Below are 15,059 nucleotides of genomic sequence, written 5' to 3' on the forward strand. Positions count from 1 at the left end.
TTGGTACGTCACATGGGAAGTCAGGATCTTCCGGCCCCCGAACTGGCACGCAACATGCGGCTTATCGGGCATTGCGATCAAGGCGGCCGTCCGGACGGTGTGCAACTCATGGTGCACCGCGGATTCGCGTATATCGGCCACATGTTCTCTAAGGGTTTCAGCGTCGTGGATGTCAGGGATCCCACGCGGCCAAAGACAGTGCATTACGTCGCTGCTGCTCAGAACACCTGGAACATTCACCTCCAGACGCAGGACGATCTGCTCCTCGTCATCAATGCCAAGGACATGTTTGCCGCCCCGGAGTTTCAAGACGAGAAGGCCTACTACAAGGGAGAACTCGGGAGGAAGGTCGGCACGGCGGACATCGGCCGGCGGCCTCCCGACTGGCGGGCAGGTCTCGCCGTCTACGACATCTCGCGAGGCGAAGCGCCGCGTGAGATAGGGTTCATGCCGATCGAGGGCGGCGGCATCCACCGTCTATGGTATACCGGCGGGCGTTGGGCCTATGCGTCGGCCCTGATCGACGGCTTCACCGACTACATCTTCATCACGATCGACATGAGCGATCCTGCCCGTCCCAAGGAGGTCGGACGGTACTGGTTGCCGGGAATGAATGCCGCCGCGGGCGAGGCCACCGTGGCGGATCCCTCGCGCAGGCAGGGCTTGCATCACCCCATCGTCCACGGCGACACGGCCTATCTCGCCTGGCGCGATGCCGGGATGGTGATCCTGGATGTCAAGGATCGAACCGAACCGAGGCTTATCGCTCACAAGAATTGGTCTCCGCCGTTCGGTGGAGGTACCCATAACTGCCTGCCGCTGCCCGATCGCGATTTGCTGGTGGTGCTTGACGAGGCCGTGCTGGATCATCAGGAGGACGGCGAGAAGCTGATATGGTTGTTCGACGTCCGCGAGCCGTCCAACCCGGTGAGCATTTCGACCTTCAAGTCGCCGTCGGACATCGATTACAAGGCGAAGCCGGGGCATTTCGGCCCTCATAATCTGCATGAAAACCGACCGGGCAGCTTCATAAGCTCCGAACTGATCTTCGCGACGTACCAAAACGCCGGCGTGCGGGTGTTCGACATCCGCGACCGCTACGCACCTCGTGAGGTTGGCGCGTTGGTCCCCCCGGCTCCTAACGGTCTCGTCGATACCCGACCTGGTCGACCGAGGGTCATTCAATCCGCGGACGTTTTCGTCGAAGCGTCGGGCCTCATTTACAGCACCGACTACAATGGCGGGCTCTACGTGATGGAGTTCAAAGCGTGAGTCCGTCGACCGCCCGAACTCGTGCGACAAAGGCAGCGATCGTCGGCCTGGGATGGTGGGGTCAGCACATCCTGCGGCAGACGATCGGATCCGACGTCATTCATATAGTGCAGGCGGTCGGAAGCCGTGATGAGCAACGGGCACTTGCAGGAAAATATGGCGCGGACTTCACGACGGATCTCGCTCGGGTTCTCGCCGATCCTTCCATCGATCTCGTCATTCTGGCCACGCCCCATTCGCTGCATGCGCGACAGATCGTAACGGTGGCTCATGCGGGCAAACACGTCTTCTGCGAGAAGCCGATCGGGCTCGACGTGACGGAGGTCAGACGAGCGCTCGATGCGTGTCGCGCCACAGGAGTTCGCCTCGGCGTCGGACATGAACGCCGGTTCGAGCCGGCGATCGACGAACTGCGTAAGTTGCTGGCCGATGGCTTCTTCGGAACGATCATGCACGTCGAGGCGTGTTTCCATCACGACAAACTCCGTGGCATCGCCGGCGGGAATTGGCGGGTCAGCGCGCAGGGTGAGGTGCCGCTCGCGATGACGGCGACGGGTATCCACCTGACGGACCTGTTCTTGGATCTGTTCGGCCCTGTCGAGACAGTGACGGCATTTCCTGCGACGCGCATTGAAAACACGGGCTACGCAGACACTGTATCCGTACACGTCGGCTTTGCGTCCAAGGCTACTGGCTACTTCTCCACCGTGCTCGCCACGCCGTTCTATTCGCGGCTCGCGGTCTTCGGCAGCGAAGGGTGGGCTGAAGTCCGTGACGCGTCCCATCCAGACCAATCCGGTCCTAGCACGCTGACCGCACAGCGTCGCGCGTTCGGGCCCATAGTCACGACGCTGCCCGGCAAGGATGCCGTGCGGGCCAATCTCGAGCGGTTCGCGCTATCGCTCGGAGGCGAAGCGTCCTATCCGTTCACCGAGGAGCAGATCTTGGGCAACATTGCCGTGATGGTCGCCGTATCGCGATCGATTTTGGACGGGCGGACCGTGCCGATCGCCGAGATCCTGCCTCGTTCGCCGATCTAGCGTTTGGCACCGCAATCGTCCCACCTCGCAGCCCGTCGTAGTCGAGTGGGCCGTCGGTCGTCCGTGGAAGTGCAGCGACACGCAATCGCCGGCGAATGGTAGGCTCGCCGGCTAAGGACCAACATCGCTCGATTGCGGGCGGCGTCATCCACCCTCACGCGCAGAGAGGTCAGCGGCTGGTCAGGCGGCGGCCTTGGCCGTCGGGTAATCGGTGTAGCCTTGCGAGTCGCCGCCGTAGAACGTCGATCGGTCGTAAGCGTTGAGCGGCAGTCCCTGCCGCAGACGCTCGGGCAGGTCCGGGTTCGAGATGAAGTGCCGCCCGAAGGCGACGAGGTCGGCGTCGCCCGACGCGACGATGGCTTCCGCGGAGGCCGGATTGAAGCCGCCGGCAGCGATCAAGGTTCTCGAGAACTTCGGCCGCAAATGCTGGACCGCGACGGGAGCCTGGCCGAAAGCGATCTCCTCGGTACCCTTGATGCGGGGCTCGACGACATGGAGGTACGCGATGCCCAAGCGATCGAGCGCGGTCGCCACGTATCCGAAGGTCGCCCGTGGATTGCTGTCCGACATCGATCCGTACGTGCCGCTCGGAGAGATGCGCATGCCCACTCGGTCGGCTCCCCAGACCGAAATGGTGGCCTGTGTCACCTCCAGCAGGAAGCGCGCCCGGTTTCCGATGGGGCCGCCGTATTCGTCAGTGCGCTTGTTCGTTCCGTCCTGCAGGAACTGGTCGGGCAGATAGCCGTTCGCGCCGTGAATTTCGACACCATCGAAACCGGCACGCAGCGACCGCTCGGCGCCGGCGCGAAATTCTTCGACGATCGCGGGGATTTCGTGCAGCTCGAGGGCGCGCGGAATCGAGAACGGCACTTCACCTGCTTTGGTGTAGGCATAGCCCTCGGCGGCAATCGCGGAGGGGGCAACCGGTGCGTCGCCGTTCGGCTGCAGGTCGACATGCGATTGCCGGCCGACGTGCCATAATTGCTGAAAGATGCGACCGCCCTTGGAATGGACCGCGTCGGTGACCCGCTGCCATCCTGCGATCTGGGCGTCCGAGTAGATGCCAGGTGCCCCGGCATAACCGTTGCCGCGGGTCGAGACCGGCGTCGCTTCGGAGACGATCAGGCCGCCTTGCGACGCACGTTGGGTGTAATATTTGACCATCAGTCCGTTCGGAATATCACCGGGATCGGAGCGCATCCGCGTGAGCGGCGCCATCGCGACGCGATGCGTCAATTCGTAGGGCCCGACCTTGGTCGAAGTGAATAGTTTGGACATCGGAGTTTTCCTTTGAAAATTCGATTGAAAAAGCGCGGCCGATGGACGCTGGAAGTGTGCGTGCCATCGGCCGCCTCGTACGTCGTTACGCCTTGACGGAGGTCAGGCGCTGGAGGACCGGAATCATGTCTTCCGGCTCGGGCCGACGGGTGTAGTCGGGGTTGACTTCGGAATAGAGGATGATGCCGTCCTGACCGATGACGTAACGGGCTGGCATTGGCAGCGTCCAGCTCGGATCGTCGTTGAAGGTCGGCAGGTCGTTCTTGAGTTGTTTGTAGAGTTCGACCAGGTAATCGGGCAGATGGAAGCGCAGACCGAACGCTGCGCCGACCTTGCCCTTCACGTCCGAAAGGATCGGGAACGAGAGCTTGTTCTGACGCGCCGATTTGCGGCTGTTCGGAGCGGTCTGCGGCGAGATTGCGACCAGCGAAGCACCATACTTGTCGAACGCCGGCTTCGCGGCTTCGAGCGCTTGCAGCTCCATGTTGCAGTAGGGGCACCAGACGCCGCGGTAGAAGCTCAGGACCAATGGACCGCGCTTGAGCAGGTCCACCGAGTTGACGACGTTTCCTTCGGGATCCGTCAACGAGAAAGACGGAGCGACGTCACCGGCCCTTTTGGCGCGCTGGGCGGCCTCCGATTCGATCAGTTCGGCGGTCGCGCGGCGCATGGTCTCGATGACCGCGGGAGGAACATTGTAGGGCGGCCTTCCGGCCTCGAAGTTGGCTTTGAAAGCGTCGAGTTTGGCTTGAAGTGACATGACGGTCTCCGTTGCTTTGCGCGAAGGACGGCGGGGCCGCCGTTTCGTTGAACTCACGCGAAGGAAGGTAAAGGAGACCGTCATGCGAGGTAGCCAGTTCGCCAGACTAGCGCTTATTCCATGGCGGAATGGTCAGGGCTGCTTGCACGTCTAATCCGAGGGGTGAGCTTCCACTCCCGCCGGCGTCCTGCTGCCGGTCGGTACTCGCGTTGATCCGCGGGCCATCTTGTGCGCTGCATCTCCTGCGGCGGTTGTATCAGGGATCCACAACCTGGCCACTTTGGCTTGGCCTCCGCGCGGTTGCCCGAGCCTGTGTGGCCGCCCACCCGCTGCTTGGTCGCGAGCGATCTGTGGTCGATTGGGTGGCCCGCGGGCAGGTCGACCATCGTCCCGTCGGAGAGAACGATAGCCTGGACGCTTACGAAGACGATCGCGACCCGCGGGGCGCGGCTGACCGGGATCGTCGCCTTGAGCACGGTTTGCGCCGACCGCGAGCCCCGATGGCGGCGGAGGCGTTCGGTACGTTGCCGACGGCGGCCTTGATCTGACTGTACAATTCGGCCGCTCGGCCGGTTGCGCAGTCTCTGTCGGGAACGGAAAGACGAGACATGTAATACTCCTTGTTTCGCATCGGCGATCGCTCCACAAACGCGCACGGCAACTCGTCGCGCGAGCGTGTGTGGACGGCTTGCCGGTCCAAACTCACTCTTCGTAGCCGTCTTGGACTTGGCCCGAGTCTAGACGAAGGCCAGCGGGTAAGTCAGATGGCGTGAAGCGAACGTTGCGCGATACCGCGATCTGAGCGAGCTTAACGTCGTAAGATTGTGTTAAATGCTGCTACGCTGAGCACGAGCCGCCCAGCAGGTGGCGATCACCAAGCGCGTAGGCCTCTGCCGAGCAGAAATATCCGGCCAGGAATGAGAAAACGGAGATCAAGGCTCGAATACCGGAAGGCCTATGCGCGATAGCGAAATGACTATCCTAAAGTCGCGAGCAGGTCGCTGGCCGATTTGAGATCCGGCGTTTCGATGTCCTCTTTGAGACGATCGTAAATAGGCTTCAAGACGCCTCTCGCGTCGTCTCGTTGGCCATCATCGAAGAACAATCGCGCCAGGCTCGTGGCCGAACGCAACTCGTAGACTAAAGCGAACTGCTCGTGCGCAGACCTCATGGCCTCTTTCAGGAGTTTCGCGGCGGCGTCGCGGTCTCCTTGCGGCATCTTCGCGAGCACTTCGGCTTTTAAGCGTAACAGTTCGGCCATGTCGAACGTTGAGCCGAAGCCCGCGGGTCGGCTCATCGCTCCGTTGATGGTCAGGAGCGCTTCCTCGAACTGACCGGCCTTGAGTAAACCTTCGGCAAGGGAGGCGGTGAAAACGGTTAGCAGAACGTTGTGCTGTTCCGCGTACAACACCTCGAGCGCTTCCCGCAGTAGCCGAAGTCCCTCTTCCGTTTCGCCCCTAGCTAAGGCAAGCTCACCTTTCAGTGCGATGCCTACGGCTTGATAAGGCGCCAGCGAATACCGCTCCGCGTTTTCAACGAGCCGATCGACGAGATATTCGGAACGGTCCAAATCGCCCATCCAGCGGAAGACGGGCGAGCCGTAGATCAACGATATGCAGACTGAAACCGGTTCGTCTTTATCAGCCGCCTCATCGATAGCTTGCTGTGCGGTTTTGAGTGCCTGACGAGAGTTTCCTTGGAGCCACAAGGCACGCGCCAGCGCGACTAGTGCGCGAACGCGATGATCGTACCCGAAAAACCTCGACGCCGGTCCGCCGAGCGCGGCGGCTTGGACCATGCCGCTCTCACAGTGATGCTGAGCGGCTTCCTGATTCCCGACAAGGTGATGCGAGACCCCGAGCATCCACTCGGCCGTGACGAGACTGATGGGGGTCTTATCCGCTTGTGCGATAGGCATCGCCCGCAGCGCTACGTCGAGGGCTCCTTGGAAATCCCCGATTCTTGTAAGGAATATGTTAAGGCCAGCCAGAAGCTCGAATTGATGAGGGCGGTCGTCCCAGTGTTCGGCCAGCTCGAGCCCTCGTGCGATGGCAGATCTGACTCGGCTGCTGTTACCTTTGGTGAACATCGAAGATAGGGCTACTTCCTTTTGCAGAATCATTTCCCATTGCGTGCCTCGGAAGGTCTCGTCGACTAGGACAAGAGCTCGCTCGCTATAAACGCGGCATTCGTTGAGCAAGGACAGCCTGTTCAGCAATGGAGCCGCGCAAGCAACCACTTCGACCGCCATCACTCGGTCGCCCTCGGCGGACAGCGCCCAGTCGATCGCCGCTCGGATGTTGCCGATCTGCGCCACGAGGTGTTCATCGTTCGCCGATTGGAAAATGTTGCCGTGCCCAAGATATCTGCGAAACGTGGCCGCATGCCGCTGGGCCAGTCGGTCCGTCTCTCTCCGATCCGCTAGTTTCAGAAGGGCATAAGCCCGCGTCGTGTCGAGGAGCCGGTGGTATATCGATCGTCCGACTTGCGTCGTCGAAACAAGAGACTTCGCCACTAGAGCGGTGACGGATTCCGTGATGCTCTCATCGTCGAGCTCGTCATCGCCCACGACATCGCAGGCCGCGGCGATCGTGAATTCACCGACGAAGATAGAGAGCCTGCAAAAGACTCGCTTCTCCGGTTCGGTAAGCAGGTTATAGCTCCAATCGAGCATCGACTGGAGAGTCTGATGTCTCGGCAGGGCGGTCCGCCGCGCATTCCAGACGCCTCTGAACCGGTTATCCAGCAATTCCGCCGTCCCGCCAATCCCAAGCGAGCCCACGCGGCTTGCGGCAAGCTCAATCGCGAGCGCGATGCCATCGAGCCGACGGCAGATGTTCGCTACGACCGGGGCGTCGGAGTCGGACAACTCCGGGCGATGGCCGCTTGCGACGGCACGCTGCATGAAGAGTTGAACGGCCGGGAATTTAAGGGCTTCCGAGGCCCGTAAGTCGGGATGATCCGGCGGAGTATCGAGTGAATACAACAAGTGGATATGCTCGCCTTCTGCCCGCAAGGCCTCGCGGCTCGTTGCGAGGATGTGGGTTTGCGGCGCCTCATTCAAAATGCGCTCGCCGAGTTGGGCCGTGGCATCGATGAGATGTTCGCAATTGTCGAGTACGAGAAGAATTCTCTTGTCCCGTAGGCCACCGATCAGGGTGAGCAGTGGATCTTGCAGTGTCATCATCAAGCCAAGCGCGGTTGCTACGGCAGTGGGTACCAGATACGGATCGGCCAGGGCACCCAGGTCGACGAAGAAAACGGCACCCTGGAAGCTCTCCACGAGCGCGTGGGCGACGGCGGCCGCGACCGTGGTTTTCCCGACGCCCCCCGGGCCGACGATGGTCACGAGGCGACAGGTCATCAACTTGCCCAGCAGCGTCCGGACTGACTCTTCCCGACCGACCATCCTTGTCGGAAGACCAGGTAACCTTTGAATTCGCCCCAAGGCGGCAGAGGCAAGTGTCGGGAGACGTTGCGTTGCTTCGGTACGCGTAACCGACGCCACGAAGCAATAGCCCCGCCCGGCGACGTTGGATATGTACCGAGCACCGCCGATGCCGTCGTCGAGTGCCTTGCGGAGCGCAGCAATATGCACGCGGAGATTGGCTTCCTCGATGATTACATTGGGCCAGACGCGCGCCACCAGTTCCTTGTTTGAGATGATTTCGCCTGCGCGCGCCAACAGAGTGATCAGTACGTCAAGTGCACGACCGCCAACGGGGACAGATTCATCGTCTCGCTTGAGCTGTCGTGCAGCGAGGAAGAGGCTGAACGGGCCAAACCAGAGAACGTCATCCGTCCGCAAATCATCCCCACGCCGCACGTGATCGTCGCTTGGTTCAATTTTGGTCCCGGGGTGATCGTTCCGCATGGCAAACGTTATCTCCGCGATCCTTGAGCGCTATTGGCGGCCTCTCAACGACCGTACAGAGCGTCCTCAGTTAGGCTCGGTGCTAGGTGCTGCCGGGAAAATTCGAGGTCCCGCTCGGTGAGCCTCAAGTTTGAATTGAAAAGCACTGAAACCATGCTTAGCCGTACAAGAGCGTGCGGGCGGCGCGCAGATCTGCCGTCTCGAACCCCTCCGTATATCGGCTATACATGTTCGACAGCACGTCGCGCGCCGCTTCCGCGCGCCCCTGCTCGGTCCACAAGTGGTATAGCGAAATCGCGGAACGCAATTCCCAAGCCAAAGACGATTGCTGTCTGCCAAGGTCCAGTGACGCCGTCAGCAGTGTCTCCGCGGTTGCCAAGTTTCGGGGGGACAGCGCCAGGAGCGCTGTGGCTTTAATGCGAAGCAGATCGGGGAGTTCGAAGGTCCCGTTGCCGCGCTCTGCATTCGCAACGGTTGCGTTGATGACATCGAGCGCCTCCTGTGGCCTGCCCTCTTGGAGCAATCCGTCCGTCAGAGTGCGGGAAATCGTCGGAAACAGAATATAATTCCGCTCGGTGGACAGAATCGTGCGTGCACGGCGGAGATGCTCGATGCCTGCAGCCGCTTTGTGCTGCGCGACAAGAAGCTCACCCAATCTAACGAGCCCACACGCATGATAAGGGACCAGCGAATAGTTCTCGGCAACGGAAATCAGTTCGTCGATGAGCTCTTGCGCAACCTCCTCATCGCCACGCCAAAGAAAGACCTCGGAGCCATAGATCAAGCATATGCACAACGTGACCGGATGCCCGTCTCGTCGCGCGAAATCGATGCCGCGCTGAGCAAAATGCGCTGCGCTGGTTGGGAAGCCCCTTAACCACAGGGTTCTGGAAAGTCCAATGCGAGCCCACAATTCGTGATCAAAGCCGAAGTAGTGACTTCGGCTCAATCCGGTTGCCGCGGCGCGCTCGAAACCCCTTTCGTAATGGCGCTGCGCCTCCGCTTGGTTCCCGAGGAGATGGTCGCTTCCCCCTAGCATCCAATCGCCTACCACCTTCTCCCGCGCACCGCCCAACTCGGCGGCCACGGCTGAGTAGCGCTCCGCGGCAGCGCGCGCGCCCGCGAAATCTCCGGCTCGCATTTGAAAGAGATTCCGACCGGCGAGCAGATGCAATAGCTGATCGGTTTCCCGCAGCGACTCGGCGAGTGCGATTCCGCGCTCCAAGGCCTGATCGACCTCTCCGCTGTCGCCTTGAGCGAACATCGACGACATTGCGAGCGAGACTTGTAGCGTCAGCTCACTTCGGGTTCCCCGACTTGTGTCGTCCAGTGCTAAGATGGCCTTTCGGCACCAATGCTGGCAGTCGCTCAACATCGACGAGTTCAGGAAGAGGACGGCGGCGCGGAGTGCGAGGGCGACTCCCACCGCCGCTTCACCTGACGGCGAAAAGCTCCACTGCAACGCCGCTCTTACGTCTCCGATCTTACCGGCGTGCGTTTGGCTGCGCCGGTTTTCGAATAAATCAGGACGGGTCGCCTCTAGGCTCTCGGCGAAAAAGATCGCATGGCGTCTTGCGATCGTGCGTTGCGCCTCTCGTCCGCCCAGTTTCAGAGCGGCATAGGCCCGCGACGTGTCCAGAAGGCGATATGAGCCCGCGTCGTCGCCAGAGCACGCCAAAAGGAGCGACTTGTCGACTAGCTTGGTAACCGTGCCGATGAAGTGCGGTGCGGCTTCCTCCGGCTCGGCTGCCACCGATTGTGCGGCTTGTAGGGTGAAGGGCCCGACGAAAAGCGACAATCTGCAGAGAACTGTTTTCTCGTCCTCCGATAGGAGATCGTAGCTCCAATCGAGTGTCGCCCGCAAAGTCTGATGTCGCGACGCGCTACGACGACCTTGCCAAGACAGCGCCAGCCGGTCGCTGATCAGTCCGGAAACGCCCCGAATTCCGTATCTGCTTACTTGACCGGCTATCAACTCGATCGCCAACGGAATACCATCGAGTTGGCGGCAAATACTCGCGACGATGCTCGCGTCTGCCTGTCCAACGGCTTCAGTGTAACCACCGGCCGCCGCTCGCTCCAAAAAAAGCTGGACCGCCGGAAAAGAAAGAACATCGGCAATGGTCGCTTCGTCCGGTGGAAATTCAAGCGGCGGAAGCCAGTAGAGAGTTTCACCGAGAACTTGCAGTGGCTCGCGACTTGTAGCGACAATGTGAACGAAAGGGGCATCGCGTAAGAGGGATTCAGTCAGAGCTGCGACGGTGTCCACGACATGCTCGCAGCTATCAAGAATGAGAAGAAGTGTTTGGTCGGCGAGAAAAGCCACCAGCGCAGGGAGAGAGCCTTCCGTCTGAGCGTGGTAACCGACAGCCGATGCAACGGCCGGAACGACGAGCGCGCCGTCCTCCAGAGCGGAACAGTCCACGAAACAGATCCGGCCGTCGAAAACCTTCGTCATCGCGTGAGCGACGGCGATGGCCACCGTCGTCTTGCCCATGCCGCCAGCGCCAACAATGTTCACGAATCTCTGGGAAATAACCCCCGATCTCACGGAGTCGATGTTCTCGTCACGACCGATCATCCGTTGTAGGCGCGGAGGCAGGCTCTGGATTGCCCGGGTCGATGCTGCCGCCCATTGCTCCGATTGGTGAGCCGTCGCGACAAAGCAATAGCCCCTGCCGGCCACGTTCGTGATGTAACGCGCCCCATCCCGACCATCGCCCAGCACTCTGCGGACAGTGGCGATATGTACGCGAAGGTTGGCGTCCTCCGCCGCAATGCCAGGCCAAGCCGCCGCGCTTAGCTCCTTAAGAGTGAGAACTTGGCCAGGCCGCTTCGCGAGCGCGATCAGAAGATCGAGCGCTCGATCGCCTATCGAAAGCGGCTCTTCGCCTCTCATCAACAACCTCTCGGCCACGAGCAGCCTGAAAGGACCGAAGGCGACGACCTCGCCTTTATGGGAATTCCTAAGAGCGAGCATGGGTGCAGGTTCGCAATACCAAGTTTGCCGATAAGCCGCTTGCCGTATGAGGTAAAGGTTTAGCGCGGAAAATAAGCTAGTCGCTTGCCCGCAAAAGCCATTTGTGTGCCAATCGTTCACAAAACGCATCAATCGTACACAGCCGGCTAACGAGTGTTACCGCGGGCTCGCGACCCACAAGCTGGTCGCTCCGCGCTCGCTTGGTTGTCCGATTTTGGGAGACGTGCGCCGAACTCGGTCAGCTCGCTCCGGGATCGAGTGCGCGAAGTACTCGGCGTCTCACTCATTCGTCAAGTTGCCCCAGGCGCGAGGGCTTATGCCCACGAGCTTGGTGAATACGCGCGTGAAGTGGCTTCGATCGGCGAAACCGCACCTGAGAGCGACCGCGGAAAGCGATGCATCGCGATCTCGAAGCATGACCTTTGCCGATTCGACGCGCGCACGAAGCAGCCAGGCGTGCGGAGCGAGGCCGCTCGCTTTGCGGAATGCCCGCGAGAAGTGGCCAACCGAAAGGCCGCACGCAATGGCAATTTCTTCGAGTGAAATCGCACCAGACAGATTGTTCGCAATCAATTCCTTCGACAATCGCTCCTGCCATGGCGCGAGCCCACCCTTGATAGGCTTCGAAAGCATTCGGATTCCGCCGTATTTTTGCAAGGTATGGCTCGCGAAAGCGAGCATAACATGATCCATGAACAGACGATTGGATTGATCGGGCGCGCGAAACGCTGGCATCAGCGATAGGCCCAGATGCTTGACTGTCTCGTCCGAGATCCCTGCACCAGGTTCATACTGAAGTTCGTCGACGCGGGGTGCGCCGGCCTGATCTGCGAGAGCGTCCATTGCCGCTCTGGGCAGATAGAAGAGGACGGAGTGGGCAACTCTGTCCATCAGCACGCGCGGCTCCCGCCTCACATCGCTGATAAGGATTTGCCCCGCCTGAAGCGGCGCCGATGAAACGTGGCGACCGTCCTCCCAATAGCAATTCTTGGCGGCGTCGGTCATGACCAAGGTGACCATAAAGGCGTCGATACGCGGCAGAGCGGCCGACAGCATGCCTGACGGCTTCTTGATTTGGAGGTCGGTAACGGCAATCTCGGATTGACCCAGCGTTCGCGTCACGATGGCGGGCGCATCCTCGAGACCGAGCGCTTCTCCGAGTCTTGGCCCGTAATGGAGGGAGGGGGTGTGCAAGCCGGATTTATCCATGCAGCCTCCAATCCGACGCGGATCGCACTCGCGGCTCGTTATAGAATTATAGCAGTGTTCGAGCCAAAAAGCGCCGGTGAATTTGGGAGGCGGAAACTATTCCTTTGAGGAATGAGTGGTGACTTGCCCTACGCGAAAGGGTCCGGACAAAAATCCCATTTAATTCGAGCCCGCAGCGCGTCGGGAAAGCGTCAAGGGTTTGGTCGCTCTAGTCTTAAATCGTTGTTTTTTTAACAATTTGCCTGATGATTAGGCGGCAGCTTCCGCAGCCGCCGTCTAGGCCGCTGCTGCGGTTACGTGTTGGCGCTCTGGGGTAACGATCTCTGGTCGTACCGCGAGCGCGTGTCGGTCTGCCTGCCCGCAACCCGTCTACCACCGAAGATGTGAAGGCGTGGGGGCAGGCGGACCGGGTGGGGGCGCCGGTGCCGCCTGCGGGCCGACGTAATCGCATTCGGGGTTGGACATGCGTCCGCGTCGGGATGCTTAGCTCTCGGACCTCCCGGAGCTTGTGGGGCAAGGGCGCAATGCGCCGAGCAGTTGATCGAGCTGATCTCTCAATCGATCGATGGCGGTTTGGCTGTTGCTCAATGCGCGCAGCTCTGATTCGGTTCGTTCGCCCTCTCCCAGCAAATCGTGGACGCTTTGGATCGCCTGGAGCGGCTGGCGAAGATCGTGTCCGGCTATCGCGAGCAACACGGATTCGAACTCCGAAACCTGATGTGAGGCGCCTTGGCCGTCATCTACGGTGCGATCGAGCCGGCCTTCCATCCGAACCGTAACGCCATCAAGTATGCCGCTGGGTATCTTGCGCATGGGACGGTCCTCGCGTGGGAATCCATAGGAGTATTCCGGGAGCAGGCACCGCAGCATTGCACAGTTCCCTTGCGGAGGGGCGTTTAGCTTTGTGAGAAGATGTTAATCTTGGTAGTTGAATGGCTGCCGCAAGCCACGCCTCAAGCGCTCGATGACTTTGTCGCAGGGACAGCGGCAAGGCTTCGCACGTTCAGATGTCGTATCGGTTACGGACGATAATCACTTGCACGAGCAGGTTGCCGTGGGTCGTAAAACAGAAGGCGAGCACGAACGAATCGGGTAGGCCGCGCTTGTCGAAATTGCCGTCGACGTCCGTCGTGACGATGCAGTTGCCATAGTGGTTCACCACGTTGGTTAGCCGCTGCGGTTCTGTTCCTTGCTTCGGATGAAAGCAGCGACGTCGCGGGTGCCGATCTTGTGGTCGATGGCGGCCTGAGCGCGCTCTAGGCCAAGGCATTCCTAGAGATCCTCCGCCTTACCTGTAAGGAAGCATTTGCTGGTGGTCCCGATTATCGACCCATGCAAGGCGAATCAAAGAACGTCATGCCTTCAGGTCGCTTGTGACCGGTTCCCGTAGGTGCAAACGGAGCTTGGAGCGACGATCCGTGTCGATTGCGACGGCCCGTCGGACTCAACCTCGGAAGCGCTCAGGCGACCGTTCTCTCCGACGGGGCTGTGGTCGAATCTGCTCCGCGTCACTACCGCGTCCCAAAGAGGGCCGCCCGCGGGAGGAGCTAAGGTGAGGCACGCCGTATCCGATTTCACAGGTTATTAGAACGTTTAACTAGCCATTGGAGGACGATCGAGCGACTCTTGCCACTGCAACCGGTTCTTGGGGGCACCCTTCCGCGGGAGAACGCGCATGCACAGGACAGGAAGTCGTCTTGGGACGGCAGAGCGGGAAAAGAGACCCCTCGCAGACAGTATCGTCGTGCGCCGAGCAGACCGGAGCACGGCCGCTACGTCGGGAGAGCATTATGCTTCGAAGCTTGAGACGATGTTGCTGAAGATAGCCGGCGAGGATCTCCTTCGATCGGTTGAGGCTATTCAGACCGCCTACGATTACTTTGATCTCGGAGTCCGAACGAGCTCCGAGCAGAGGTGGTTGCATTGCAGCAGAAAGGCGGTCGACCGGTTCAAGGAGCAATTGGAGCAGATCCAGACTGTGCTGCAGGTTCGAGCTCACGCGGCGCGGCCGCAGCTCAGGCCGGTCAGCGTTCATGAGTTGCTGCGCCAGGTCCGTCGCGAGCACGAACATGCAGCTCTGAGCAAGGGCATTTGCATGCGAGTGGTGCCGATCGACGACTCGATCAAGAGTGATGACCTCCTTCTTGGCGCCGCCCTGCGGAACTTGGTCAGTAATGCGATCAGATATACCCGACCAGGTGGGCGCATCCTTATTGGCTGCAGGGGTTTCGAAGCGAGTATTCGTATCGATGTGTACGACACTGGTGTCGGAATTCCCGGCGAGCAGATTCCGAAGATCTTCGACGCATTCACCCGCCTCGATCCCGGACGATGCGAGGGCTCAGGCATTGGCCTTTTCATAGTACGCCAAGCCATCCTGATTCTAGGTCATCGCATCGAGGTGGCATCGGTTCCGGGTCGCGGGTCTCGCTTCTCCATTCTGGTACCGCGTGCAGGCCGATAGAGTGGAGCGCGGCCAGCTCCCACAACGCGCCGCTGGGCGCGTGTTGGGTGCGGGGCGACTGGGTGTCGATGGCGACGCATGGCTATCAGCAGAGTGCGATGCTCTGGCGTGATAGGCGTGGCTAAGCCGCGCGCGCCGAGCAATGAAGCCGCGCTACCGCTTAGGCGGCGGCCGCGGCCCCG

The 15,059-nt window shown here is 60.6% G+C and carries 10 protein-coding genes and 1 pseudogene; 4 read left to right on the forward strand and 7 right to left on the reverse strand.

Annotated features, from left to right (window positions below; genetic code table 11):
• The first annotated feature begins 12 nt into the window (after window positions 1-12).
• Window positions 13-1,272, forward strand: coding sequence for a hypothetical protein (locus NL528_RS08340; protein WP_309184830.1), 1,260 nt, complete (start codon window positions 13-15; stop codon window positions 1,270-1,272).
• Window positions 1,269-2,312 (forward strand): Gfo/Idh/MocA family oxidoreductase, encoded by a 1,044-nt coding sequence (locus tag NL528_RS08345; RefSeq protein ID WP_309182228.1) that lies wholly within the window; start codon window positions 1,269-1,271, stop codon window positions 2,310-2,312. Before NL528_RS08340 ends, NL528_RS08345 begins: the two co-directional genes overlap by 4 nt.
• Window positions 2,313-2,492: 180 nt before the next feature.
• Here the strand turns inward: NL528_RS08345 and NL528_RS08350 are convergent, their stop codons facing one another.
• From NL528_RS08350 to NL528_RS08380, 7 genes are all read right to left on the reverse strand, one after another.
• A complete protein-coding gene (locus NL528_RS08350) occupies window positions 2,493-3,590 on the reverse strand; it encodes an alkene reductase (RefSeq protein ID WP_309182230.1) in 1,098 nt (365 codons plus the stop codon).
• A gap of 85 nt (window positions 3,591-3,675) precedes the next feature.
• Window positions 3,676-4,350 (reverse strand): peroxiredoxin-like family protein, encoded by a 675-nt coding sequence (locus NL528_RS08355; RefSeq protein ID WP_309182231.1) that lies wholly within the window; start codon window positions 4,348-4,350, stop codon window positions 3,676-3,678.
• Between the two features lie 976 nt (window positions 4,351-5,326).
• Window positions 5,327-8,224, reverse strand: coding sequence for a winged helix-turn-helix domain-containing protein (locus tag NL528_RS08360; protein ID WP_309182232.1), 2,898 nt, complete (start codon window positions 8,222-8,224; stop codon window positions 5,327-5,329).
• Window positions 8,225-8,381: 157 nt separating this feature from the next.
• Window positions 8,382-11,204: a winged helix-turn-helix domain-containing protein gene (locus NL528_RS08365; protein WP_309182233.1), complete on the reverse strand. Its 2,823-nt coding sequence runs from the start codon at window positions 11,202-11,204 to the stop codon at window positions 8,382-8,384.
• Window positions 11,205-11,483: 279 nt separating this feature from the next.
• Entirely contained in the window at window positions 11,484-12,413 is a 930-nt protein-coding gene (locus tag NL528_RS08370; protein WP_309182234.1) for an AraC family transcriptional regulator, read from the reverse strand.
• A 483-nt stretch (window positions 12,414-12,896) separates the two neighbouring features.
• Complete coding sequence (locus NL528_RS08375) at window positions 12,897-13,226, reverse strand: histidine kinase dimerization/phospho-acceptor domain-containing protein (RefSeq protein WP_309182235.1); 330 nt, start codon at window positions 13,224-13,226, stop codon at window positions 12,897-12,899.
• Window positions 13,227-13,416: 190 nt separating this feature from the next.
• Window positions 13,417-13,575 (reverse strand): hypothetical protein, encoded by a 159-nt coding sequence (locus NL528_RS08380; protein WP_309182236.1) that lies wholly within the window; start codon window positions 13,573-13,575, stop codon window positions 13,417-13,419.
• Between NL528_RS08380 and NL528_RS08385 the strand changes: the two are divergent.
• A pseudogene (locus NL528_RS08385) lies at window positions 13,566-13,673 on the forward strand (SDR family oxidoreductase); the annotation flags it as partial. The gene NL528_RS08380 and the pseudogene NL528_RS08385 overlap by 10 nt on opposite strands.
• Before the next feature lie 550 nt (window positions 13,674-14,223).
• Window positions 14,224-14,877, forward strand: coding sequence for a HAMP domain-containing sensor histidine kinase (locus tag NL528_RS08390; RefSeq protein WP_309182237.1), 654 nt, complete (start codon window positions 14,224-14,226; stop codon window positions 14,875-14,877).
• Window positions 14,878-15,059 lie beyond the last annotated feature (182 nt).

The organism is Bradyrhizobium sp. Ash2021 (genome assembly GCF_031202265.1).
GTDB lineage: Bacteria > Pseudomonadota > Alphaproteobacteria > Rhizobiales > Xanthobacteraceae > Bradyrhizobium.

Coding starts and splice junctions, on each gene's coding strand:
- NL528_RS08340 (WP_309184830.1), top strand. CDS start 13: ATGGGAAGTCAGGATCTTCCGGCCCCCGAACTGGCACGCAACATGCGG.
- NL528_RS08350 (WP_309182230.1), bottom strand. CDS start 3,590: ATGTCCAAACTATTCACTTCGACCAAGGTCGGGCCCTACGAATTGACG.
- NL528_RS08355 (WP_309182231.1), bottom strand. CDS start 4,350: ATGTCACTTCAAGCCAAACTCGACGCTTTCAAAGCCAACTTCGAGGCC.
- NL528_RS08360 (WP_309182232.1), bottom strand. CDS start 8,224: ATGCGGAACGATCACCCCGGGACCAAAATTGAACCAAGCGACGATCAC.
- NL528_RS08365 (WP_309182233.1), bottom strand. CDS start 11,204: ATGCTCGCTCTTAGGAATTCCCATAAAGGCGAGGTCGTCGCCTTCGGT.
- NL528_RS08370 (WP_309182234.1), bottom strand. CDS start 12,413: ATGGATAAATCCGGCTTGCACACCCCCTCCCTCCATTACGGGCCAAGA.
- NL528_RS08375 (WP_309182235.1), bottom strand. CDS start 13,226: ATGCGCAAGATACCCAGCGGCATACTTGATGGCGTTACGGTTCGGATG.
- NL528_RS08390 (WP_309182237.1), top strand. CDS start 14,224: ATGTTGCTGAAGATAGCCGGCGAGGATCTCCTTCGATCGGTTGAGGCT.